At 67.3% G+C, this 20639-nt stretch carries 18 protein-coding genes; 7 read left to right on the plus strand and 11 right to left on the minus strand.

What is annotated here, in order from left to right:
* The first annotated feature begins 170 nt into the window (after positions 1-170).
* Both AACH00_RS08910 and AACH00_RS08915 read left to right on the plus strand, forming a co-directional pair.
* The gene (locus AACH00_RS08910; RefSeq protein ID WP_341398750.1) at positions 171-1163 is read left to right on the plus strand and encodes a Bug family tripartite tricarboxylate transporter substrate binding protein; all 993 of its coding nucleotides are present in this window, start codon (positions 171-173) and stop codon (positions 1161-1163) included.
* A gap of 148 nt (positions 1164-1311) precedes the next feature.
* Positions 1312-2703, plus strand: coding sequence for a WS/DGAT domain-containing protein (locus AACH00_RS08915; RefSeq protein ID WP_341398751.1), 1392 nt, complete (start codon positions 1312-1314; stop codon positions 2701-2703).
* A 77-nt stretch (positions 2704-2780) separates the two neighbouring features.
* On the opposite strand, the gene AACH00_RS08920 is transcribed toward AACH00_RS08915, so the two are convergent.
* Complete coding sequence (locus tag AACH00_RS08920; RefSeq protein ID WP_341398752.1) at positions 2781-3866, minus strand: porin; 1086 nt, start codon at positions 3864-3866, stop codon at positions 2781-2783.
* Positions 3867-4007: 141 nt separating this feature from the next.
* Entirely contained in the window at positions 4008-4964 is a 957-nt protein-coding gene (locus AACH00_RS08925; protein WP_341398753.1) for a LysR family transcriptional regulator, read from the minus strand.
* A 91-nt stretch (positions 4965-5055) separates the two neighbouring features.
* Here AACH00_RS08925 and AACH00_RS08930 point away from each other — a divergent pair, with 91 nt between their 5' ends.
* The 3 genes from AACH00_RS08930 (at position 5056) to AACH00_RS08940 (ending at position 9245) form a co-directional block, all read left to right on the plus strand.
* Positions 5056-6120, plus strand: a complete 1065-nt coding sequence (locus AACH00_RS08930) for a 4-oxalomesaconate tautomerase (RefSeq protein WP_341398754.1) — start codon at positions 5056-5058, stop codon at positions 6118-6120.
* Positions 6121-6167: 47 nt separating this feature from the next.
* Positions 6168-7148 carry a Bug family tripartite tricarboxylate transporter substrate binding protein gene (locus tag AACH00_RS08935; protein WP_341398755.1) on the plus strand — a complete coding sequence of 327 codons (981 nt, stop codon included), beginning with the start codon at positions 6168-6170 and terminating at the stop codon, positions 7146-7148.
* Positions 7149-7325: 177 nt separating this feature from the next.
* Positions 7326-9245 carry a B12-binding domain-containing radical SAM protein gene (locus AACH00_RS08940; RefSeq protein ID WP_341398756.1) on the plus strand — a complete coding sequence of 640 codons (1920 nt, stop codon included), beginning with the start codon at positions 7326-7328 and terminating at the stop codon, positions 9243-9245.
* A 19-nt stretch (positions 9246-9264) separates the two neighbouring features.
* On the opposite strand, the gene AACH00_RS08945 is transcribed toward AACH00_RS08940, so the two are convergent.
* Complete coding sequence (locus tag AACH00_RS08945; RefSeq protein ID WP_341398757.1) at positions 9265-9873, minus strand: class II glutamine amidotransferase; 609 nt, start codon at positions 9871-9873, stop codon at positions 9265-9267.
* Between the two features lie 247 nt (positions 9874-10120).
* On the opposite strand from AACH00_RS08945, the gene gshA reads away from it, so the two are divergent.
* Positions 10121-11668, plus strand: coding sequence for a glutamate--cysteine ligase (gshA, locus tag AACH00_RS08950; protein ID WP_341398758.1), 1548 nt, complete (start codon positions 10121-10123; stop codon positions 11666-11668).
* 12 nt (positions 11669-11680) lie between these two features.
* Here the strand turns inward: gshA and AACH00_RS08955 are convergent, their stop codons facing one another.
* Entirely contained in the window at positions 11681-13255 is a 1575-nt protein-coding gene (locus tag AACH00_RS08955; protein WP_341398759.1) for a methyl-accepting chemotaxis protein, read from the minus strand.
* Positions 13256-13352: 97 nt separating this feature from the next.
* Entirely contained in the window at positions 13353-13841 is a 489-nt protein-coding gene (locus AACH00_RS08960) for a Cache 3/Cache 2 fusion domain-containing protein (RefSeq protein WP_341398760.1), read from the minus strand.
* A 365-nt stretch (positions 13842-14206) separates the two neighbouring features.
* On the opposite strand from AACH00_RS08960, the gene AACH00_RS08965 reads away from it, so the two are divergent.
* On the plus strand, positions 14207-14407 hold the full coding sequence (locus AACH00_RS08965; protein WP_341398761.1) for a DUF3563 family protein: 201 nt from the start codon (positions 14207-14209) through the stop codon (positions 14405-14407).
* 14 nt (positions 14408-14421) lie between these two features.
* On the opposite strand, the gene paaZ is transcribed toward AACH00_RS08965, so the two are convergent.
* From paaZ to paaB, 6 genes are read right to left on the minus strand one after another with little or no spacing between them, the layout of a single operon-like run.
* Positions 14422-16494, minus strand: coding sequence for a phenylacetic acid degradation bifunctional protein PaaZ (paaZ, locus tag AACH00_RS08970; protein ID WP_341398762.1), 2073 nt, complete (start codon positions 16492-16494; stop codon positions 14422-14424).
* A gap of 31 nt (positions 16495-16525) precedes the next feature.
* Complete coding sequence (pcaF, locus tag AACH00_RS08975; protein ID WP_341398763.1) at positions 16526-17728, minus strand: 3-oxoadipyl-CoA thiolase; 1203 nt, start codon at positions 17726-17728, stop codon at positions 16526-16528.
* Between the two features lie 27 nt (positions 17729-17755).
* Positions 17756-18853 carry a 1,2-phenylacetyl-CoA epoxidase subunit PaaE gene (gene paaE, locus AACH00_RS08980; protein WP_341398764.1) on the minus strand — a complete coding sequence of 366 codons (1098 nt, stop codon included), beginning with the start codon at positions 18851-18853 and terminating at the stop codon, positions 17756-17758.
* 16 nt (positions 18854-18869) lie between these two features.
* A complete protein-coding gene (gene paaD / locus AACH00_RS08985) occupies positions 18870-19445 on the minus strand; it encodes a 1,2-phenylacetyl-CoA epoxidase subunit PaaD (RefSeq protein WP_341398765.1) in 576 nt (191 codons plus the stop codon).
* The gene (gene paaC, locus AACH00_RS08990; protein WP_341398766.1) at positions 19445-20290 is read right to left on the minus strand and encodes a 1,2-phenylacetyl-CoA epoxidase subunit PaaC; all 846 of its coding nucleotides are present in this window, start codon (positions 20288-20290) and stop codon (positions 19445-19447) included. The genes paaD and paaC overlap by 1 nt, the downstream gene beginning before the upstream one ends.
* Positions 20290-20625 carry a 1,2-phenylacetyl-CoA epoxidase subunit PaaB gene (gene paaB / locus AACH00_RS08995; RefSeq protein ID WP_341398767.1) on the minus strand — a complete coding sequence of 112 codons (336 nt, stop codon included), beginning with the start codon at positions 20623-20625 and terminating at the stop codon, positions 20290-20292. Before paaB ends, paaC begins: the two co-directional genes overlap by 1 nt.
* Positions 20626-20639 lie beyond the last annotated feature (14 nt).

The following is a 20639-nucleotide window of genomic DNA, read 5'->3' on the forward strand; positions in this document are numbered from 1 at the left end:
AGAAGGGGTCTCCGGTAAGAGCGCAAAGAGGGCCGAGACGCACAAGCCGTGCCGGGTAGGCCGAGGTTTGTGACAGGCCAGTGTCGGTCAAAACCGGCCGTTGTCGTGAGATCTGCAGGTATTCTTGAATGCAGCGTTCTACCCAACCCACATTCACGCAGAGGACACCCATGAACCGCCACAGCGCCGAACGTCGTCACCTCCTCACCACCGTGCTGGCAGCCGCCGCCCTGGCCACCTGCAGCCTGGCGCATGCCCAGGTGCCGGCGGGCAAGACGGTGAGGGTGCTGGTGGGCTTTCCCGCCGGTGGTGGCACTGATGCCATCGCCCGCATCCTGGCCGAGCAGTTGAAGGACGAGCTGGGCGTGCCGGTGATCGTCGAGAACAAGCCCGGCGCCGGTGGCCAGCTGGCCGCCCAGACCCTGAAGACGGCTGCGCCTGACGGCACCACCGTGTTCCTCAGCCACGACCACACCATCTCCATCCTGCCGCAGGTGGTGAAGACGCCGGGCTTTGAGCCGAGCAAGGACTTCACCCCGGTCGCCGGCTTCGCCACCTTCGTCAATGGCCTGGCCGTATCGGGCGGCACCCCGGCCAAGAGCGTGAATGAGTATGTGGGCTGGGTGCGTGGCACGGGCGGCGGCAAGGGCGCCGTGGGCGTGCCCGCGCCGGCCTCGGTGCCCGAGTTCCTGGTGAAGGTCATCGGCGACAAGTACAAGCTCGACCTGGTGGCGGCGCCCTACCGCGGCAGCGCACCGATGATGGCCGACATGCTGGGCAACCAGATCGCCGCCGGCGTGGGCTCGGTGCCTGACTTCATCGAGAACCACAAGAACGGCAAGATCCGCATGGTGGCTGTGCTGGGTGAGAAGCGCCAGGCCGTGCTGCCGGACGTACCTACGTTCCACGAGCTCGGCCTGACCGGCTTCGAGGACGTGCCCTACTACGGCGTGTTCGCACCGGCCGGCACGCCGCGCGCCACCATCGATCAGCTCTCGGCCGCACTGGCCAAAGCCATCGCCAAGCCCGCCGTGGCCGAGCGCCTGACGGCCATGGGCCTGAGCGTCGGCCACATGTCACCCGAACAGCTGGGCCAGCGCGAACGCGCCTACACCGCCACCTGGGCACGCATCATCAAGGCGAGCGGGTTTCAGCCGCAGTGACTGACATGAACACCCGCGCTCAGGGTTCTTCCCAGCCCGGGTAAGTCACAGGCCCGCCCGGGTTCCTGCAGCCATGAAGCTGGCTCGCAGGGTCAACCCGGCAACACGACCCCGCTGATAGCCTCGCCCGGCTGTTTGTGGAGTCGTGATGCCCGCCCCTTTTTCCTTCCTGCCCCGTGCGCCCATGCTGGCCGCAGACCACGCCTGGCTGCGCATGGAGCGCCCGGACAACCGGGTGATCATCCATCTCGCGCTGGTGGTGGACGGCCCGTTGCAGCTCAGCACCGTGCTGGCCTGCCTGGCGCAGCGGCTGCTGATCTACCCCGCCTTCACCCACAAGGTGGTGCGCCGCGGCTGGCGCGCCCAATGGCAGGCTGATCCGCAGTTCCGGCTGGAGCACCATGTGCGCCAATGCGTGGTGCCCGGCGGGCTGCAGCGCAGCGCCCTGAAAGCCTGGATGGCCTCGCAGGCGCATGAAGCGCTGCCGGCCGACCGACCACTCTGGGACGCCACGCTGGTGCACAACGTGGACGGCCGGCACAGCGCCTTGGTGATGCGGGTGCACCACGCCCTGGCCGATGGGGTGTCGCTGATGCACCTGATGCGCGAGCTGACCGATGTGGCGCCCGGCACGCCGCGGCTCTCACCGGCGCGCACAGCGCAACGCAGCCCCTTGAGCCCGGCCACGCTGCGACACCAGCCGTGGCGGGTGCTGGCGGACGCCTGGCGCCTGGCCACCCTGCCTGCCGACCGCCCCACCCTGCTCAAGGGTCAGCCCGGCATTCACAAGTCGGTGGCCTGGTCAGAGTCGCTACCACTCGCCCAGGTGCATGCGCTGGCCAAGACCCAGGGCACCACGGTGAACGACGTGATGCTGGCGCTGATCGCCGATGTGCTGCGCCAGGACCTGCGACTGCGCACCAAGCCACGCCCCTCGGCGCCGATCCGCACCGTGGTGCCGATGAACCTGCGCCGCCACGGCGAGGAAGACCAGCTGGGCAACCGTTTCGGGCTGGTGGGTTGTGACCTGCCGCTGCATCTGTCGGACCCGCTGGACCGCTTGCGCGCCATCCACCGCGACATGCAGCAACTCAAGCATTCATGGCAGGGGCAATTGGCGCTGGCCTTGGTGCAGGTGGCGGGCTGCCTGCCGCAGCGGCTGCAGGATGCGCTGCTGGGGCTGTGGTCGCGCCGCTGCACGGTCATCGTCACCAACGTGATCGGCCCGGCGGAGCCCCGCACCTTTGCAGGCGCGCCACTCGACGACCTGATGCTGCTGGTACCGCAGGGCATGACGGTGGGCGTGGGTGTGTCCATCGTGTCTTATGCCGGCCAGTTGCGGGTGGGCTTTCTGGTGGACACCAAGCTCATGCCCGATTGCAGTGGCGCTGCCGCCGGCATCAAGCCGGCGTTCGACCGCCTGCGCTACGCGGTTCGGCGCGCGCCGACCGACCTGCGCGTCTGGCGCCAGTCGCGCCTGAAGGAAGCCAGCGAACGGCAGTTGAAAAAGGCCGGTCACAAAGAGCAGCGCCGGGCCTGAGGCCCGCGCTGAAAGGCAAAAGGCCCGACGCCAGTGCGCCGGGCCTTGAGCCACAACTTGCTATTCAGGAGAGCCGGTCAGAAGCGGTGACGCACGCCCGCTTCCAGCGCCTTGGAGGTGCCGCCAGCGGCCATGCCGGCAGGCCCGTCGGTGACCACGACCTTGGCCGCGCCGTCATTGCTGATGCGGGCCAGCGTGCCGTACAGCGCGGTGCGCTTCGACAGGTTGTAGACATAGCCCAGGCCCAGCTGCGTGCTGTCGTTGGCATCGATCACGGTGCTGCCGACACGGCCGCTGAAATTGCTGCGCACCCAGGAGGCCTTCACCTCATGCGCGCCGAAGCTGCTGCTGGCGCTGGCCATCAACAAGGCCTGCTTGCTGTCAGCCAGCTTGAAGGTGCGCCAGGCCAGGCCCAGCTTCACCGGTGCCAGCTGCAACTGCGCGCCCAGCACGCCGTCCTTGAAGCTGCCGGTGGTCGTCAGCGAGTTCCTGGTTTCGGTCTGTGCTGCCGCAATGCTCACATCGCCGAAGCTGTAACCCAGTCGAGCACCCACCACGCGGCCGCGACCTGCGGTGGCATCACGGCCTTCGCCAGCCGCCAGCATCACGCCGCCTTCCAGGCCACCCAGGCCGCTCGGCAACAGCCACTGCACGGTGTTGTCGGCGCGCACGGTGGTGTTGGCCGCACTGCCGTAGGCCGACTTGATCGGGCCGGTGGGCGTGGCGGAAATCAGGTTGGCGGAACGGGCGGCGCCTACATAACTGAAGGGATCAAGCCGCGTCCACACGGAATAGCTGGGCACGTAATCGCGGCCGAGGCGGGCCTCACCGAGGCGATCGTCCATCAGGCTCACGGTGGCCCGGCGGTCCCAGAACTTGTCGGCCGTGGCAACGGCGCCGGTATCCACCATCAGGCCATGTTCCAGCGTGGCACCGGCTTTCAGGCCACCACCCAGGTCTTCCAGCACCGACACGTTCAGGCGGCTGGTCGAGTTCGAGCCACTGACCACGGCGTTGGCCGAGCCCACACCGTCATTGCTGACGCGGCGCACGGCCACGTCGAGGATGCCCGAGATCGTGACCGAGCTCTGGGCGGCGGCTGGCACTGCCAGGGCACTGCCGAACACCAGGGCGCAGGCCCCGGAAATTGACGCCATCTTCATTGTTTGTCTCCATGCATCGCGTGGTGTTCACCCCCGCCACAAAGCGTGACGGCGGCGCACCAACTGCAACGGCATGGTGTCGATTCAAGGCCTGAAAGGGAATTGCGCTTTCGGAAATGATTAATGCACAAGGCGGATCAATCAAGCCTTCTTGGTCGATTTGCGAATGAGCTCTGCCGCGGTGGGCAGCCGGCTGGATGAGCGCCGGCCCTTCACGCCCAGGAACAGGTCATAGAGCTGCTGGGCCGTTGGCGACAACGGACGGCCCCGACGGCGGATCAAGCCCACGCGGCGGGTGACCACCGGATCCACCAGCGGAACGCTCACCAGCAAGGGGTGATCCGGCCCCGGCATGGCCATCGACGGCACCGCCGCCACACCCAGGCCGGCCTCGACCAGACCGAGCATCGTGGTGACGTGCTGGGTCTCGTAAATGCTCTGCGGCCGACCGGGCACACCGGCCAGCGCCTGGTCCAGCAGCAGGCGGTTGCCGGACGCGCGGTTGACCGAAATGAAGTCGTAGTCGGCCAGCTGCGCCCAGGTCACGCGCCGCATGCCGGCGATCGGATGGTCGCGCCGGCAGGCTGCCACGAAGCGCTCTTCGGCCAGGGGCTTGAACTCCAGTTCTCCCTCTTGAGAACCCATGAAATTCACGCCGAAATCTGCCTCACCACGAGCCACCGCGGCCAGCACTTCGTTCGCCCCGGCGTCATAGACGCGCACGCGCACCTTGGGGCTCATCTCGTGATAACGGCTGATCACCTGGGACAGGTAGTAGTAGACGGTGGAGGGCACACAGGCCACCGTCACTTCGCCCATGCGCGTGGCCGCCACGCCGCGAATGCTCAGCAGCGTGGTGTCGAGATCGTCCAGCAATTCACGCACCTTGCGCTCGAAATCACGCCCGACGGTGGTGAGCGTGACACGCCGCGTGGTGCGCTCCAGCAGCCGCACGCCGAGGGCCTGTTCGAGCTTGTCGATGCGGCGGCTGAACGCAGGCTGAGACAGGTGCACCGACTCCGCCGCCTTGCGAAAACTGCTCAGCTCCGCGACCGCGCGAAACGCGAGCAGGTCGTTCAGATCGAAATTGATGGCCACGTGGCTGCTCCTGTTGATTGATGTTCAAAGCGGATTAGTCATTCTCAAACATGCAATTCACAAGTCAATAGGCTCTGCAGATCATGGCGGCATGACACACATCATTCCTTGCGTCCTGATGCGGGCCGGCACCTCACGCGGTCCGTTTTTCATGCGGGACTGGCTGCCCGAAGACAGCACCGAGCGCGACCGCATGCTGGTCAAGGCCATCGGCGCGGCCGACCAGCTGCAGCTCGACGGCCTCGGTGGCGGCAGCACCCTGACGAGCAAGGCCGCCATCGTGTCGCGCTCCTTGCGCAGCGACTGTGATGTCGACTATCTGTTCGCCCAGGTCGGCGTGGGCCAGCCCACGGTGGACACCCGGCCGAACTGCGGGAACATGCTTTCGGGCGTCGGCCCGTTCGCCATCGAGCAGGGCCTGGTGGCCGCCGCCGAGGGCGAAACCACAGTGCGCGTGTTCAACGTGAACACCGGCGCGCGCATCGATGTGACGGTGCTGACACCCGAAGGCCGCGTCACCTACGAAGGCAGCACCCGCATCGACGGCGTGCACGGGGCCGCCGCACCGATCCGCCTGAGCTTTCTGGATGCCTGGGGCGCAGTCACGGGGGCAATCTTCCCCACCGGGCAGCGCACCGACGTGATCGACGGCCTGCGCGTGAGCTGCATTGATGCGGCCATGCCCATCGTCATCCTCCAGGCCCGCGACCTGGGCCTGAACGGCCGGGAAATGCCAGCCGAGCTCGACAGCCACCCCGGCCTGTTGCCGCGGCTGGAACAGCTGCGCCTGGAAGCCGGGCGGCGCATGGGCCTGGGTGATGTGAGCCGCAGCGTGGTGCCCAAGCTGGTGATCGCCAGCGATGGCGACGACGACCACAGCATCACCTCGCGCTACTTCACGCCCTGGCGTTGCCATGCCTCGCATGCGGTGACGGGCGCCATTGCGGTGGCATCGGCCTTCGCGTTGCCAGGCACGGTCATCAGCAGCCGCGCGCTGCACAGCGGCGCCCGCCTCATCAACGTGCTTCACCCGCAAGGGCGCATCGCCGTCGATGTGCACACCGAGGGTGAAGGCACGGAAGCACAGATCACCCGTGCCGCGCTGGTGCGCACCGCTCGAAAGATCCTGCAGGGCGAACTTCACCTTGCCGACTGAGGCGGCGCCCGACGCTGCCCATCACTTCCCGAAAGACTGGAGACACCATGAAGAACACCTTGCTGGCGCGTGCTGCGCGCCTGGGCTCTGCCCTGCTCGCGGCCACCACCCTGAGCACGGCCGCACTCGCCGCCTTCCCCACCAAGACGGTGACCATCGTCGTGCCCACCGCGGCCGGCGGCGGCAATGACGCCATGGCCCGCGCACTGGCGCAGAAGCTCGGACCCCTGCTGGGCCAGACCATCATCATCGACAACCGGGCTGGCGCCAACGGCGCTCTGGCCAGCGAATACGTGGCCCGCGCCACGCCCGACGGCCACACCATCCTGTTCGGCTACATCGCCACCCATGCGATGAACCCGGCGCTGCAGAAGCTGCGCTACGACCCGATCGCCGATTTCGAGCCCGTGGGCCTGGTGGGCTATTCACCGACGTTGATGGTCTCCACCTCGGCCGTGCCGATCAAGGACGTGCGTGACCTGCTCGGCCAGCTCAAGGCCAAGCCTGATCTGTACGCCTACGCCTCGGCCGGCAATGGCACGGCGCCGCACTTCGCGGCCGAGCTGTTCCAGCTGAACGCCGGTGTGCGCATGGTGGGCGTGCCCTACAAGGGCTCGGCCCCGGCCATCAGCGACACCATCGGCGGCCAGACCCAGGTGATGTTCCCGAGCCTCTTCACCGCCCTGCCGCATGTGAAGTCCGGCAAGCTGAAGGCGCTGGCGGTGGCGGGCAGCAAGCGCTCCACCCTGATGCCGGACGTGCCCACGTTGAAAGAGCTGGGGGTGGATGGTGTGGATGTGCAGCAGTGGTACGGCCTGTTCGTGCCAGCCAAGACGCCCAAGCCCGTGATCGATCAGATCAACAAGGCGATGAACCAGGTGCTCAACGAGAAGGACATGATCAAGCGCATCGAGGACCACGGCACGGACGTGGAAACCAGCACGCCTGAGGAATTCGGAAAGCTCGTCCGCGGTGAGCTGACGAAGTGGAAGAGCGTGGTCGCCCGCGCCAAGTTGACGGCCGACTGACTTGCGGCCGCCCGGGCCTGCCAGCTTGTCTCCCATACGTCGGGGGCGGGGTCTGCTGGCAGGCACGGGCTTTTTCTTGTTGCTGCCGACTGGGGGAAAGAACAAGCCCTTCAACACCGGCAGCCTGGGGCGGGCTTTCTACAATGGGCGCCTTCCCCTGCTGCCTCCGGCTTGCCCATGTCTTCACCGTTCCGCGTGCTGAGCGTCATTCCGCCCATGACGCAGCTCAACACGCCCTACCCGTCCACCGCCTACCTGACCGGCTTCCTGCGTTCGCGCGGGGTCGATGCCGTGCAGGAAGACCTCGCGCTGGCGCTGGTGCTGGAGCTGCTGTCGCCGGACGGGCTGGACCAGGTTCGTGAAGTGGCCGAGCAGCTGCCACCGGCCATGCACACCGCGCAGGTCATCCAGTTCCTGAGCGAGTTTCCACGCTACCGCCACAGCATCGCCGCCGTCATCCGCTTCCTGCAAGGGGCCGACGCCACGCTGGCCCACCGCATCAATACCCGGCAGTTCCTGCCCGAAGGTGCGCGCTTTCGCAGCCTGGACGCCTACGACGACGCAGACGGCGGCGACCCGCTCGCCTGGGCCTTTGGCGCTCTGGGCCTGCAAGACCGCGCCCGCCATCTGGCCACGCTGTACCTGAACGACCTGGCCGATGTGCTGCGCGACGCGATCGATCCGCGCTTCGAGTTCGTGCGCTACGCCGAGCAGTTGGCCACCAGCCAGCCCCACTTTGACCCGCTGGCCGCCGCGCTGGCCGCACCGCACAACCTGGTCGACAGTACGCTGGCCCGCCTGACGGCAGACATGCTGCAGCGCCACAAGCCCCATCTGCTGCTGCTCTCGGTGCCCTTCCCCGGCGCCATGTATGCGGCACTGCGCATTGCCCAGGCAGCCAAGGCATTGCGTCCTGACCTGCCGATCGCGCTGGGCGGGGGCTTCGTGAACACCGAACTGCGCGATCTGGCCGAGCCGCGCCTGTTCGACTTCGTGGATTTCGTGACGCTGGATGCCGGTGAGCGCCCGCTGCTGGCCTTGATGGAGCATGTGCAGGGCCAGCGCTCACAGCAGCGCCTAGTGCGCACCTTCGTGCGCGACGTACAGACCCACGCGGTGCGCTACGTCAACATGATGGAAGCCGACGTGGCTTTCGCCGAGGTGGGCACGCCCACCTGGGACGGGCTGCCGCTGCACAAGTACCTGTCGCTGCTCGACATGCTCAACCCGATGAACCGGCTGTGGAGCGACGGGCGCTGGAACAAGCTCACCGTGGCGCACGGCTGCTACTGGAAGAAGTGCAGCTTCTGCGACGTGAGCCTGGACTACATCTCACGCTACGAAGGCGCCTCGGCCACCGTACTGGTCGACCGCATCGAAGCCATCGTGAAAGAAACCGGCCAGACGGGCTTCCACTTCGTTGATGAAGCCGCGCCGCCGAAGGCACTGAAGGCCCTGGCCGAAGAGCTGATCCGCCGGCAGGTGCACATCTCGTGGTGGGGCAACATCCGCTTCGAGAAGACCTTCACGCCGGCCCTGTGCCAGCTGCTCGCCGACAGCGGCTGCGTGGCCATTTCGGGCGGGCTGGAAGTGGCCTCTGACCGCTTGCTGGCGCTGATGAAAAAGGGCGTGTCGGTGGACCAGGTGGCGCGCGTCACCAAGGGCTTTGCCGATGCCGGCGTGCTGGTGCATGCCTACCTGATGTACGGCTTCCCGACCCAGACGCTGCAAGACACGGTGGACGCCCTGGAATACGTGCGCCAGCTGTTCGACAACGGCTGCATCCACAGCGGCTTCTTCCACCGTTTTGCCTGCACGGTGCACTCACCCGTGGGCCAGTCACCGGCCGACTACGGCATCGAGTTGCTGCCCTTGCCGGACGGCAAGTTCGCGAAGAACGACGTGGGCTTTGTCGACCCCACCGGCACCGACCACAACGCGCTCGGCATCGGCCTGAAGAAGGCCATCTACAACTTCATGCACGGCGTGATGGTGGAGGAGGACGTGCGCAGCTGGTTCAGCCACCTGCCGGTGAAGGTGCCCCGCCCGACCGTGGGCCGGCAACGCATTGCCAAGGCGCTGACGCAGGCGGCTTGAAGGCGGTGCTGCGGGCCGTTCAGGCCGCCTGCGCCGCATCGCGCAGCCAGGTGCGCGTGTTCGAGACTTCGATGCCCGCCATGCCGGCGTGCCACTGGTCGTTCTGCACTGCCAGCCATTCCCGCCCCAGTCGGCGCGCCCCGCGGTGGTCAAACAACACCACCATCGAGCCCTGCAGCAGCGGCGCGGTCAGGCGGGCAAAGCCCTCGCTGCGCACCAGCGCGGCAGCCTGATCGGCGCTCAGACCGCTGAGCATGTCGCGCAGCAGGCGGGCCAGCATGGCGGTGTCGCTCAGGCTGGGGTCTTCAGGGGCGAGGTGGTCGATGCTGCCGTTGTGCATCAGCAGCATCCGGCGGCCATCGCCCCAGTCGTTCACCACGTAGGGGTGGGCCATGTCTTGCGTGACATGGCCATAGGTGGCCTTGCGCAAGTGCAGAAACACCTCGCCCGACTCCGGCAGCGCATCGTTGTGGCGCAGCAGATCAACCAGCCGCATGCCCTTGGCCCAGACGGGTTGGCCCGCCTCCAGGAAGAAAGTGCCCCAGCCGTCGCAGTTGTGCTGCCAGGCGTTGGTCAAAAATGCATTGCAGATGCGGCGACCGGCGGGCTTCTTGATGATCAGGCACATGTGGAAGGAGCAACAGTGGCGAATTTGAGGGCAGGGAAAGCAAAATGCGCGCCCGGCACGTTCAGTGTGAGGCGCAGCGCCTCCTTCTTTCGACGGAACAGCAGGTGAGTTGGGCGGCAAATCCACATGTCATGCAGACACAGCAAAAATGCCGTCCAATCACGCCTCTGACGCTGAACAACCCTACAACGCGGCAACCGGCCAGCCCGCTGACCGGCCAAGACAACTCATCACCTGGGAGACGGGCTTGACCCTCTTGAACCAACGCCTGACAGCCATTTCCGATCAACGCCTGCGCGAGATGCGCCGGGGCGTGGAAAAGGAAAGCCTGCGCAGCCAAGCCGACGGGCGCCTGGCGTTCACGCCGCACCCGCGTGCGTTGGGATCGGCCCTGACGCACCCGCACATCACGACCGACTTCTGTGAATCGCAGGTCGAGCTCGTCACCGGCGCCCACACCACTGTTGCGGCCTGCATGGCCGAACTGACCGAGCTGCACCAGGCCACCGCTCGCGCCATCGGCGGTGAACAGCTGTGGGTGTCGAGCATGCCCTGCGCCCTGCCCGCTGACGGCGAGATTCCACTGGGCCAGTACGGCAACGCCCACATCGGCCAGACCAAGACCGTGTACCGCCGTGGCCTGGGCCACCGCTACGGCCGGCGCATGCAGACCATCTCGGGCATCCACTACAACTGGTCGCTGCCGGGTCTGAACAACGACGATTACTTCAACCTGATCCGCAACTTCCGCCGGCACTCGTTCCTGCTGCTGCTGCTGTTCGGAGCCTCGCCCGCTGTCGGCAAGTGCTTCGTGGACGGCCTGCCGCATGAGCTGACGCCGCTGGGCGCCGACACGCTGCACCGCCCGCACGGCACCTCGCTGCGCATGGGCCGACTCGGTTACCAGAGCGATGCGCAAGCCTCGCTGGCCGTGAGCTACAACGGCCTGGAGGGCTACGGCCACTCACTCGAAGACGCCCTGACCCGCCCCTGGCCGGCCTACGAGGCCATCGGCCTGCAGAACGCCAGCGGCGAGTACCAGCAGCTCTCGACCAGCCTGCTGCAGATCGAGAACGAGTTCTACGGCACGATCCGGCCGAAGCGCACCATCCGCTCGGGTGAGCGCCCGCTGCACGCGCTGCGTGAGCGCGGCGTGGAGTACGTGGAAGTGCGCTGCATGGACCTGAACCCGTTCATCGACACCGGCATCGATGCGGCCACGGCCCGTTTCATCGACGTCTTCCTGATGCACTGTCTGCTTTCAGACAGCCCGCCCGATTCGCCTGCTGAAATTGCAGCACTGGGCCGCAACCAGCACCGCACAGCCGAACATGGCCGCCAGCCGGGGTTGATGCTCGAGCGCCATGGCCAGCAGGTGTCGATCACCGACTGGGCGCTGGAGTTGATTGACGCCTGCGCGCCGATTGCCCAGCGGCTCGATGCGCTGGAAGACGGGCATGGCCACGCCGACACGCTGGCCGCGGCGCGCGCAGCGGTGCTGGCGCCGCACACCTTGCCCTCGGCCCGCGTGCTGGACGATCTGGTCGCGCATGGCGGCAGCTTCGTGGGCGCCGTGCGCGCTCGCTCGGCTGGTGTGCAGGCAGCCTTGCTGGGCCTGCCTGTATCGGTTGAACAGGAAACGCAATGGGCCGCAGAAGCGGCCCAATCACTGGCGGAACAAGCCCGGCTGGAAGCAGCTCAAGCCGCAGGCGGCCAGAGCTTCACCGAGTTCCTGAACGACTACCTGGCGACGGAAGGCCTGAGCCCCCGCAGCCAGGATCACGTACCGGCCTGAGCCGGCACCGGCTCACAGCCGGAATACCGAGACGGCATGCACCAGGTCAGTGGCCTGGTGCTTCAGGCTCTCGGCGGCGGCAGCGCTCTGCTCCACCAATGCGGCGTTCTGCTGCGTGGCCTGGTCCATCTGGGTCACGGCCTCACCCACCTGGCGCACGCCGGAGCTCTGCTCCACGCTGGCGGCGCTGATCTGGTTGACGATCTCCGACACACGCTGGATCGAGGTCACGACCTCGGACATCGTTTCGCCGGCTTCGTCGACCTGGCGGGTGCCCGCCTCGACCTTCTCCACGCTGGCGGCGATCAACTGCTTGATCTCGCGAGCAGCTTCGGCTGAGCGCTGGGCAAGGGTACGCACCTCACCGGCCACCACGGCAAAACCACGGCCCTGCTCACCGGCACGAGCGGCTTCCACGGCAGCGTTCAGCGCCAGGATATTTGTCTGGAAGGCGATGCCGTCGATCACGCCCGTGATGTCGGCGATGCGCTTGGAGCTGTTGTTGATCTCGCGCATGGTGCCCACCACCTGCGCCACCACCTCGCCACCACGCAGGGCGACATCGCTGGCACTGCGGGCCAATGTGTCGGCCTGGCGGGCGTTGTCGGCGTTCTGGGTCACAGTGCTGCCCAGCTCTTCCATCGACGCGGCGGTTTGCTCCAGCGCGCTGGCTTGCTGCTCGGTACGAGCCGACAGGTCGCTGTTGCCGCTGGCGATTTCAGCGCTGGCTGTGGCCACCTGCTCGGAGCCTTCACGCACCTGGCGCACCACCTGGCCCAGGCTGGACTGCATGTTGGCCAGCGCGGCCATCAGGCTGTTCTTGTCGCCAGTGCGCAGCGTGATGGGGGTGCTCAAGTCACCGCCCGACACGGCACGGGCCAGCACCACGGCCTGGCGGGGTTCACCACCCAGCTGGCGCAGCAGGCTGCGGGTGATCAACACGGCCAGCAGCACGCCAATCGTCAGGCTGGCTGCCACGAGGCCCAGCAGCACCAGACGTGATTTGGCAAACACCGCGGCGGCTTGCTCGGCGGTCGCATCAGCGCCGGCAAAGGCGAACGCGGTTACCTTGTCCAGCGCATGAATGGAGTCGTCAGCCCCCATCTGACCAGCGCCGTCACCGATGTCCTTGGCGTCGTCCATCTTGCCTTCGCGGGCCAGCGCGGAGACCTTGGCGTGGACCGTCATGTAGGCCGCCCAGGCCTTTTCCATCTTGGCCAGCAGCTCGGCTTCTTCGTCACCACGCGGCAAGGCCTTGTAGCTGGCCAGGTGCTTCGCGGCGTCGGCCGCGGAAGCCTTGATCTTGTCTTCGTACTCGGCCACGTAGGACGCATCGGCCGCACTGGCGAGCTTCACTTCGTAGGCGCGGGTATCCAGCATCGCCGCCCGCGTGTTCGCCAGGTGGCCCGCCGCCGGCAGCCACTTGGCTGCCAGTTCATGGGACGCGGCATTGACCTGGCCAAGGGCCAGCGTGGCCACACCGCCGAGCACGGCGGTCAACAGCAGCACGATGGCGAAGGCGAAGGTCAGCTGGCTGCCGACACGCAGGCCGGACCAGAAACTTGAAATCTTTTGAATTGCAGTCATGGCAGATGCCCCTCAAGGACATTCCAGTTCAAGGAGCGCCAGCAGCCGGTGCGGCCGCTGCAGCGCAAGCGGGCGACCTTGTGGGCCGCCGCCAACATCACTTCTTGAAGCCGACGTACGTCACGCCGATGACCTTGCCACCTGCATCCTTGATGGGGCTGTAGCAAGCCGCAAACGGGGTACCCAGCACATCCACGTCGCCGCAGAAATCAGTGCCCTTGCTCACGGCCTCATAGGCCTTGGCCTTGGCCAGCGGGGTGCCCACACCGCGCTTGCCTTCCGGCGTCAGCACGTTGGTGCTGACGCGGATGAAATCGTCACCGTCCTTCACGAACACGGTGGCGGTGGCGCCCGACGACTTCTTGATCTCGTCGACGACGTCGTAGTTGTTGTTGATCTTGCGAGCGCCGAAGAAGATGGCCGGCACTTGCTTGTCGCCGGCCTTGTCGGTGCCGTCCAGCTTGGGGGCACCGATCTTGGCCAGACGCTCATTCAGCGCGGTGATGGTGGCCTTGGGGTCATCGGCAGCATGGGCGGCGCCGAACAGGGCTAGCGTCAGGGCGGCGGCGGTGAACAGTGGCTTCATGGTGTGTCCTTGGGTTCAGATTGAAGGATCGGAGGGCGACGCGAAGGTCGACGACAAGACGCTGCGAACTACCAGGCAGCCTTCTTGTTACATCGACATGGTCTGCCATTCGTGGACCTATCAATTCGTGAAATAACTGGCATTTCAGGCCGCAGACAACCTGACACAGATCAAGGTCGGCCATCAAAGCACCCGAATGCAGCAAGGTCTGCCGACTCCGTCACAGACCAGTCACGGCCACACGCGTACACTTCGTTTTGCGGGTTAACCCTAATCCGACAAACAGACCGGGCCACCACCTACCGTGGATGAGCACCGGCGAGATTCAGCCGCTGAACCGGCGGCCTCCGCACCGTAAGAACACCATGAACATCATCTCCGCCACCCTGGGTGCCCTGCGCACCGCCCTTGTCAACGCCCCGAGCACCGACGAACGCTACCTGGCCGATGCCCGCGATGTGGGCGACCTCGAGCGCCGCATGCGCGAGCTCGACGACCGCCACCGCCTGGACGCCGCCGGCAACCTGTATCCGCTGTGGATCTACCCGGCCGGCAGCGGCCGCTGATCTGAAGAGGCCGCTCAGGCCCGCTTCATCACCAGCGTGAGGATGTCGTAGCTGGCTACCAGCTCGTCATGCTGGTTGCTCACCTCCACGTCCCACGCCACCACGCCCTGGCCACGGCCCTGCTCGTCGACGCGCAAGCGGTCGATCTTGCGCTTGGCCGTGAGGCGTGCGCGGATGGTGTCGCCAATCGCCACCGGCTTCACGAAGCGCAGGGTGTCGAGGCCGTAATTGGCGAGCACCGGCCCAGGCGCCGGGCTGACGAACAGGCCCGCCGCCGCCGACAGCACGAAGTAGCCGTGGGCGATGCGCTGGCCGAACTGCGTGTCCTTCGCCGCGATGGCGTCGAAGTGCATGTAGAAATAGTCGCCCGAGATACCGCCGAAGTTGACGATGTCAGCCTCGCTCACGGTGCGGCGGTGCGTCAGCAGGCTTTCGCCGATCTGCAGGTCTTCAAAGTGCCTGCGGAAGGGGTGCACCTCGGTCTCGATGCGCGCGCCACCGCGCACGTATTCACCGGTGACCGCCGCCACCATGGTCGGTGAGCCCTGCACCGCCGTGCGCTGCAGGTAGTGCTTGACGGCCCGCGTGCCGCCCAGCTCCTCGCCCCCGCCGGCGCGGCCGGGTCCGCCGTGCTTCAACTGCGGCAGCGGGCTGCCGTGGCCGGTTGATTCCACGGCTGCGTCGCGGTCGAGCACCAGCACACGGCCATGCAGAGCGGCCACCTCGGGCACCACGCGCGCCGCAATGGCGGGCGTCTTGGTGATGAGTGAGCCGACAAGGCTGCCCTCGCCCCGGCCCGCCAGCGCGATGGCTTCGTCCAGGTCGTCATAGGCCATCAGCGTGCTGACCGGGCCAAACGCCTCGATGTGATGCACCAGGCTGCCCGCCGAACCCGGCTGGCGGGCCAGCAGCAGCGTGGGCGCAAAGAACGCGCCGTGCTCGGTGCCTGCACCGACCAGCGGCAAATCCGAGCTGCCGCCGAGCAGCAGTTCGGCATGCTCACGCAGTTGCGCCACACGCTCAGCCACGTCGGCCTGCTGGGCGTGCGAGGCCAGTGCGCCCATGGTCACGCCGTCCAAGCCCGGGTCACCGGCCACCACCTTGGCCAGGCGCGCCTTCAATTGCGTCACAACCGCATCCACCTGCTGGCGCGGCACGATGGCGCGCCGGATGGCCGTGCACTTCTGGCCGGCCTTGGCCGTCATTTCACGGGCCACCTCGCGCACGAACAGCGCGAACTCGGGGTCGTCGGGCGTCACGTCGGGGGCGAGGATGGCGCAGTTCAGCGAATCGGCCTCGGCATTGAACGGCACCGAGCGCGCCACCAGGTTCGGATGCACCCGCAGCCGGGCTGCGGTGTCGGCCGAGCCGGTGAAGGTGACCACATCCGAGCCGGTCAGGCGGTCCAGCAAATCACCCGTGCCGCCAATGACCAACTGCAGCGCGCCCGCCGGCAGCAAGCCACTCTGCTCCATCAGGCGCACCAGCGCTTCGGTGACATAGCTGGTGGCGCTGGCAGGCTTGCCGATGCACGGCATGCCGGCGAGGAACGACGGTGCGAACCTCTCGAGCAGGCCCCAGATGGGAAAGTTGAAGGCGTTGATGTGCACCGCCACACCGCGGCGCGGCACGAGCACGTGCGTGCCCACAAAGCCGCCCTGCTTGCCGAGCTGCAGCACCGGGCCTTCATGCACCACGTTGCTGCTGGGCAGCTCGCCCGAGCCCATGCTGGCGTAGGCGAACAAGGTGCCTGCGCCGCCCTCGATGTCGATCCAGCTGTCGGCCCGCGTGGCGCCGGTGTGGGCCGAGATGGCGTAGAGCGCTTCCTTGTGGGCCAGCAGATACTTGCCCAGCGCCTTGAGGATCTGCGCGCGCTGCTGGAAGTTCAGCGCCAGCAGGGCCGGCAAGCCCACCGTGCGGGCGTGGTGCAGGCCGGCTTCAAAGTCGGGCGATTCGACGTGCGTGTGGGCCACCACCCGGCCATTCACGGCGCTGCGCAGCACTTGGGCGGCCTGGCTGCCCACCCACTGGCCAGCGATGAAGCTCTGCAGTTGCAGCGGGGCGGAGTGGATGATGGCGTCGCTCATGATGGGGTTCCTGCAGGGGTGTTCAAAGGGGTCAGACGCGCTCGATGGCCAGCGCAATGCCTTGGCCCACGCCAATGCACATCGTCACCAGCGCGCGGCGCCCGCCGCTGCGCTCCAGCTGCCGCAGCGCTGTCAGCGCCAGTCGGGCACCGGATGCGCCCAGCGGGTGGCCAATGGCAATGGCGCCGCCGTTGGGGTTGACGCGGTGGTCGTCATCCGCAAGGCCGAGCTGACGCGTCACGGCCAGGCCCTGCGCGGCAAAGGCCTCGTTCAGCTCGATCACGTCGAGCGACGACAGCTCCCAGCCAATGCGGGCCAGCAGCTTGCGCGTGGCCGGCGCCGGGCCAATGCCCATGATGCGCGGCGGCACGCCCACCACCGCGGCGCCCACCACCCGGCCGCGCGGGGCCAGTTGGTAGCGCTTCACCGCCGCATCGGATGCCAGCAGCAGCGCCACGGCGCCGTCGTTCACGCCGCTGGCATTGCCGGCCGTCACGCTGCCGTCGGGCCGCACCACGCCCTTGAGGCGGGTCAGTTGCTCCAGCGTGGTGTCGGGCCGGGGGTGTTCGTCCTGGCGCACCACCACCGGCTCGCCCTTGGCGCGGGGCAGCGTGACGGGGGTGATCTCGCCATCGAAGAAGCCGGCCGCATGCGCGGCTGCCCAGCGTTGCTGCGAGCGCAGCGCGAAGGCGTCCTGGTCGGCCCGTCCGATGCCAAATTCCTGCGCCACGTTCTCGGCCGTCTCAGGCATCGAATCAATGCCGTGGGCGGCCTTCATCAGCGGGTTCACGAAGCGCCAGCCGATGGTGGTGTCTTCGACCTTGGCCTCACGCGAAAACGCGCTGGTGGCCTTGGCCATGACAAAGGGCGCGCGGCTCATGCTTTCCACACCGCCGGCGATCATCAGGTCGGCCTCACCGGCATTGATCTGGCGGGCGGCCATGGCCACGGCGTCCAGGCCCGAGCCGCACAGGCGGTTCACGGTGCCGCCGGGCACATCCACCGACAGGCCCGCCAGCAGCGCGGCCATGCGGGCCACGTTGCGGTTGTCTTCGCCGGCCTGGTTGGCGCAGCCGTACAGCACATCATCGATGGCTGACCAATCGAGCGCGGCGTGGCGCTCTTTCAGCGCACGCAGGGGCATGGCGGCCAGGTCATCGGTGCGCACGCCGGAGAGCGCGCCGCCGTAGCGACCAAAGGGGGTGCGGGTGCCGTCAATGATCCAGGCGGTCATGGCAGGTCTTTCAATCGGTGAACAGGGTCAGCGGGCATCAAAGCTCAACACCACGCGGGCACTGAGCGGATGGGCCTGGCAGGTGAGCACGAAGCCGGCGGCCACCTCGGCGGCATCCAGCGCAAAGTTGCGCGCCATGCGCACCTCGCCCTCCAGCACCTTGGCGCGGCAGGTGCCGCAAACACCAGAGGTGCAGGAGAACGGCAATTCAAGACCGGCCGCGCTGGCGCAATCCAGCACGCTGGGCTGGTCCTTGCTGAACACGACTTCGCGGGTCAGGCCGTCGCGGATCAGCGTGATGCGCGACTCGGTGGCATCACCGGGCAACGCCTGATGCATCACGGCACCTGGTGCGCTCCCCACACCACCACCCTGCCCCGGCGCCACGCCGAAGCGCTCGATGTGCACGCGCTCAGGCGCCACACCGGCGGCCAGCAAGGCGGCTTCGGCTTCATCGTTCATCTGGAACGGGCCGCAGATGAAGGCATGGTCGATGTGGGCTGCGGGTGCCACCGAACTCAGAAACTCGGCGAGCTTGTCGCGGTTCATCAGGCCGTGGTTGAGCGGTGCGTCGGTGGGCTCGTCACTGAAGACGTGGTGCAGCGACAAGCGTGTGAGGTACCGGTTCTTCAGGTCCTCCAGCTCTTCCTTGAACATCGTCGACTGCAACATGCGGTTGCCGTAGATGAGCGTGAAGCGGCTGAGTGGTTCGCGCGCCAGCACGGTCTTCATGATCGACAGGATGGGCGTGATGCCGCTGCCGCCCGCCACCCCGAGGAAGTGCCGGCGGGCCTGCGGCTCGATCGGCACGAAGAAGCGGCCTTGCGGCGCCATCACCTGCAGGCTGTCGCCGGGTTGCAGGTGCTCGTGGATCCAGTTCGAGAACAGGCCGCCGCGCACCTTGCGCACACCCACGCGCAGCTCGCCGTCATCCACGCCGGCGCAGATGGAGTACGAGCGGCGCAGGTCTTGCCCGTCAATCGTGTGGCGCAAGGTCAGGTACTGGCCCTGGGTGAAGCCGAAGGTGTCGCGCAGCGCTTCGGGCACGGCGAAGCTGACGATGCGGCCTTCGGTGGTGTCGGCGCTGACGGACTTGACCGTCAGGGCATGGAACAAGGGGCTCATGGCGTGGGGGCTCCACTCAAATCGGTTTGAAGTGCTCGAAGGGCTCACGGCAGGACAGGCAGCGATACAGGGCCTTGCAGGCGGTGGAGCCGAAGGCGGACAAGCGTTCGGTGTTGGTGCTGTCGCAGCGCGGGCATGCCAGCGCTGAAGCGGGCGCTGCGCCAAGGCTGCCGAGGCGCACGTCAACCGACCTCGCTGCTGACTGCGCCAGGCCGCCCACCAGGTGCATCGGCACACGCACCTCGCCGCCCACCGGGCCGGGGGGCGCAATGCCGTAGGCGCGCAGCTTGTCGCGGCCGGCGGGGCTGATCCAGTCGGTGGTCCAGGCAGGCGCGCGCTGCATGCGCACCAGGGCCGGGCCGAGGCCGGCGGCGTCGAGCGCGGCCAGCACGCTCTCGGTGATGACTTCGGTGGCGGGGCAGCCGCTGTAGGTGGGCGTCAGCACCACGGTGAGCTGGCCGTCGTGGGCCATCTCCACGTCACGCACGATGCCGAGGTCACACACGGAGATCGCGGGCACCTCGGGGTCGGGCACCTCGGCCAGCACCGCCCAGGCGGCCTGCGTGCGCGTGTGCAGCTCGGCGCCGCACATCACCAGGCGCCTCCGGGGAAGCTGCGTGGCAGGTGCTGCATCTCGGCCAGCAGGAAGCCCATGTGTTCGCTGTGCACGCCGCGGCGGCCGGTGCTGCGGAAGGTGGACGGTGCAGGCACGGTCAACTGTGCCTCGGCCAGCACCGCCAGCAGCGCCGCTTCGCACGCCGCCTTCAACTGCGACGACGCCGGGCCGAGACCGGATTCGACCGCGGCGTCGTCCACTGCGTCGTCTTCGAACAGCTCGGGCACATAGCGCCACAGCCGGTCCAGGGCCTGCTGCGTGCGGCGGGCCGATTCGGCCGTGCCGTCACCCAGGCGCACCACCCAGTCGGCGGCATGCTGCTGGTGATAGCGCGCTTCTTTCACGGCCTTGCCGGCGATGCCGGCGAGCTCTTCGTTGCTGCTGTCAGCCAGGTGTTGCCACATGGCCAGCAGCCAGGTTGAGACCACCAGATTGCGCAGCACGGTGAAAGCGAAATCAGGGCGGCCGGCCAGGCCGTTCGGCAACTCCACCAGCGTCGGGTTGCGGTAGTCGCGCTCATCACGCAGGAAGGCCAGCTGATCTTCGTCGAGCACCGCCCCACCGGTGACGTCCGCCACGCGCTGGCCTGCCAGCGTCAGCACGGCACGCGCCTGGCCGATCAGATCAAGCGCCATGTTGGTCAGCGCGATGTCTTCTTCCAGCACCGGCGCATGGCCGCACCATTCAGACAGGCGCTGGGTGAGGATCAGCATGGTGTCGGCCAGGCGCAGCAGGTACTGCACCGAAGCGTCCGCCGGCACGCCGATGGAGGGCACCTGGGCACCTGCAACCACGGCGGAGGTCAAGGTCGTCGCGCTCATCACATGTGGTCCACGGAAGCCGGCAGCTTGTAGAAGGTGGGGTGGCGGTACACCTTGTCTTCGGCCGGGTCGAAGTACATGTCCTTGTCGCCCGGGTCGCTGGCCACGATGTGCTCGGAGCGCACCACCCACACGCTCGTGCCTTCCTGGCGGCGGGTGTAGACGTCCCGGGCCATCTGCACGGCCATCTGCGGGTCGGGCGCATGCAGGCTGCCGCAATGCTTGTGGTCGAGACCGGCCTTGGAGCGCACGAAGACTTCCCAGAGCGGCCATTCCTGGCTAGCTTGCGGGGCGACGGCAACGGCGGTGTCGCCGGGCTTGGATGATGAGGACATGGTGATGCTCGCGT

It is taken from the genome of Ideonella margarita (assembly GCF_038066635.1).
Lineage (GTDB): Bacteria > Pseudomonadota > Gammaproteobacteria > Burkholderiales > Burkholderiaceae_C > Ideonella > Ideonella margarita.

Coding starts and splice junctions, on each gene's coding strand:
- AACH00_RS08920 (WP_341398752.1), bottom strand. CDS start 3,866: ATGAAGATGGCGTCAATTTCCGGGGCCTGCGCCCTGGTGTTCGGCAGT.
- paaE (WP_341398764.1), bottom strand. CDS start 18,853: ATGAGCCCCTTGTTCCATGCCCTGACGGTCAAGTCCGTCAGCGCCGAC.
- paaC (WP_341398766.1), bottom strand. CDS start 20,290: ATGAGCGCGACGACCTTGACCTCCGCCGTGGTTGCAGGTGCCCAGGTG.
- AACH00_RS08955 (WP_341398759.1), bottom strand. CDS start 13,255: ATGACTGCAATTCAAAAGATTTCAAGTTTCTGGTCCGGCCTGCGTGTC.
- AACH00_RS08910 (WP_341398750.1), top strand. CDS start 171: ATGAACCGCCACAGCGCCGAACGTCGTCACCTCCTCACCACCGTGCTG.
- AACH00_RS08940 (WP_341398756.1), top strand. CDS start 7,326: ATGTCTTCACCGTTCCGCGTGCTGAGCGTCATTCCGCCCATGACGCAG.
- AACH00_RS08965 (WP_341398761.1), top strand. CDS start 14,207: ATGAACATCATCTCCGCCACCCTGGGTGCCCTGCGCACCGCCCTTGTC.
- paaZ (WP_341398762.1), bottom strand. CDS start 16,494: ATGAGCGACGCCATCATCCACTCCGCCCCGCTGCAACTGCAGAGCTTC.
- pcaF (WP_341398763.1), bottom strand. CDS start 17,728: ATGACCGCCTGGATCATTGACGGCACCCGCACCCCCTTTGGTCGCTAC.
- paaD (WP_341398765.1), bottom strand. CDS start 19,445: ATGTGCGGCGCCGAGCTGCACACGCGCACGCAGGCCGCCTGGGCGGTG.
- paaB (WP_341398767.1), bottom strand. CDS start 20,625: ATGTCCTCATCATCCAAGCCCGGCGACACCGCCGTTGCCGTCGCCCCG.
- AACH00_RS08930 (WP_341398754.1), top strand. CDS start 5,056: ATGACACACATCATTCCTTGCGTCCTGATGCGGGCCGGCACCTCACGC.
- AACH00_RS08935 (WP_341398755.1), top strand. CDS start 6,168: ATGAAGAACACCTTGCTGGCGCGTGCTGCGCGCCTGGGCTCTGCCCTG.
- AACH00_RS08960 (WP_341398760.1), bottom strand. CDS start 13,841: ATGAAGCCACTGTTCACCGCCGCCGCCCTGACGCTAGCCCTGTTCGGC.
- AACH00_RS08915 (WP_341398751.1), top strand. CDS start 1,312: ATGCCCGCCCCTTTTTCCTTCCTGCCCCGTGCGCCCATGCTGGCCGCA.
- AACH00_RS08945 (WP_341398757.1), bottom strand. CDS start 9,873: ATGTGCCTGATCATCAAGAAGCCCGCCGGTCGCCGCATCTGCAATGCA.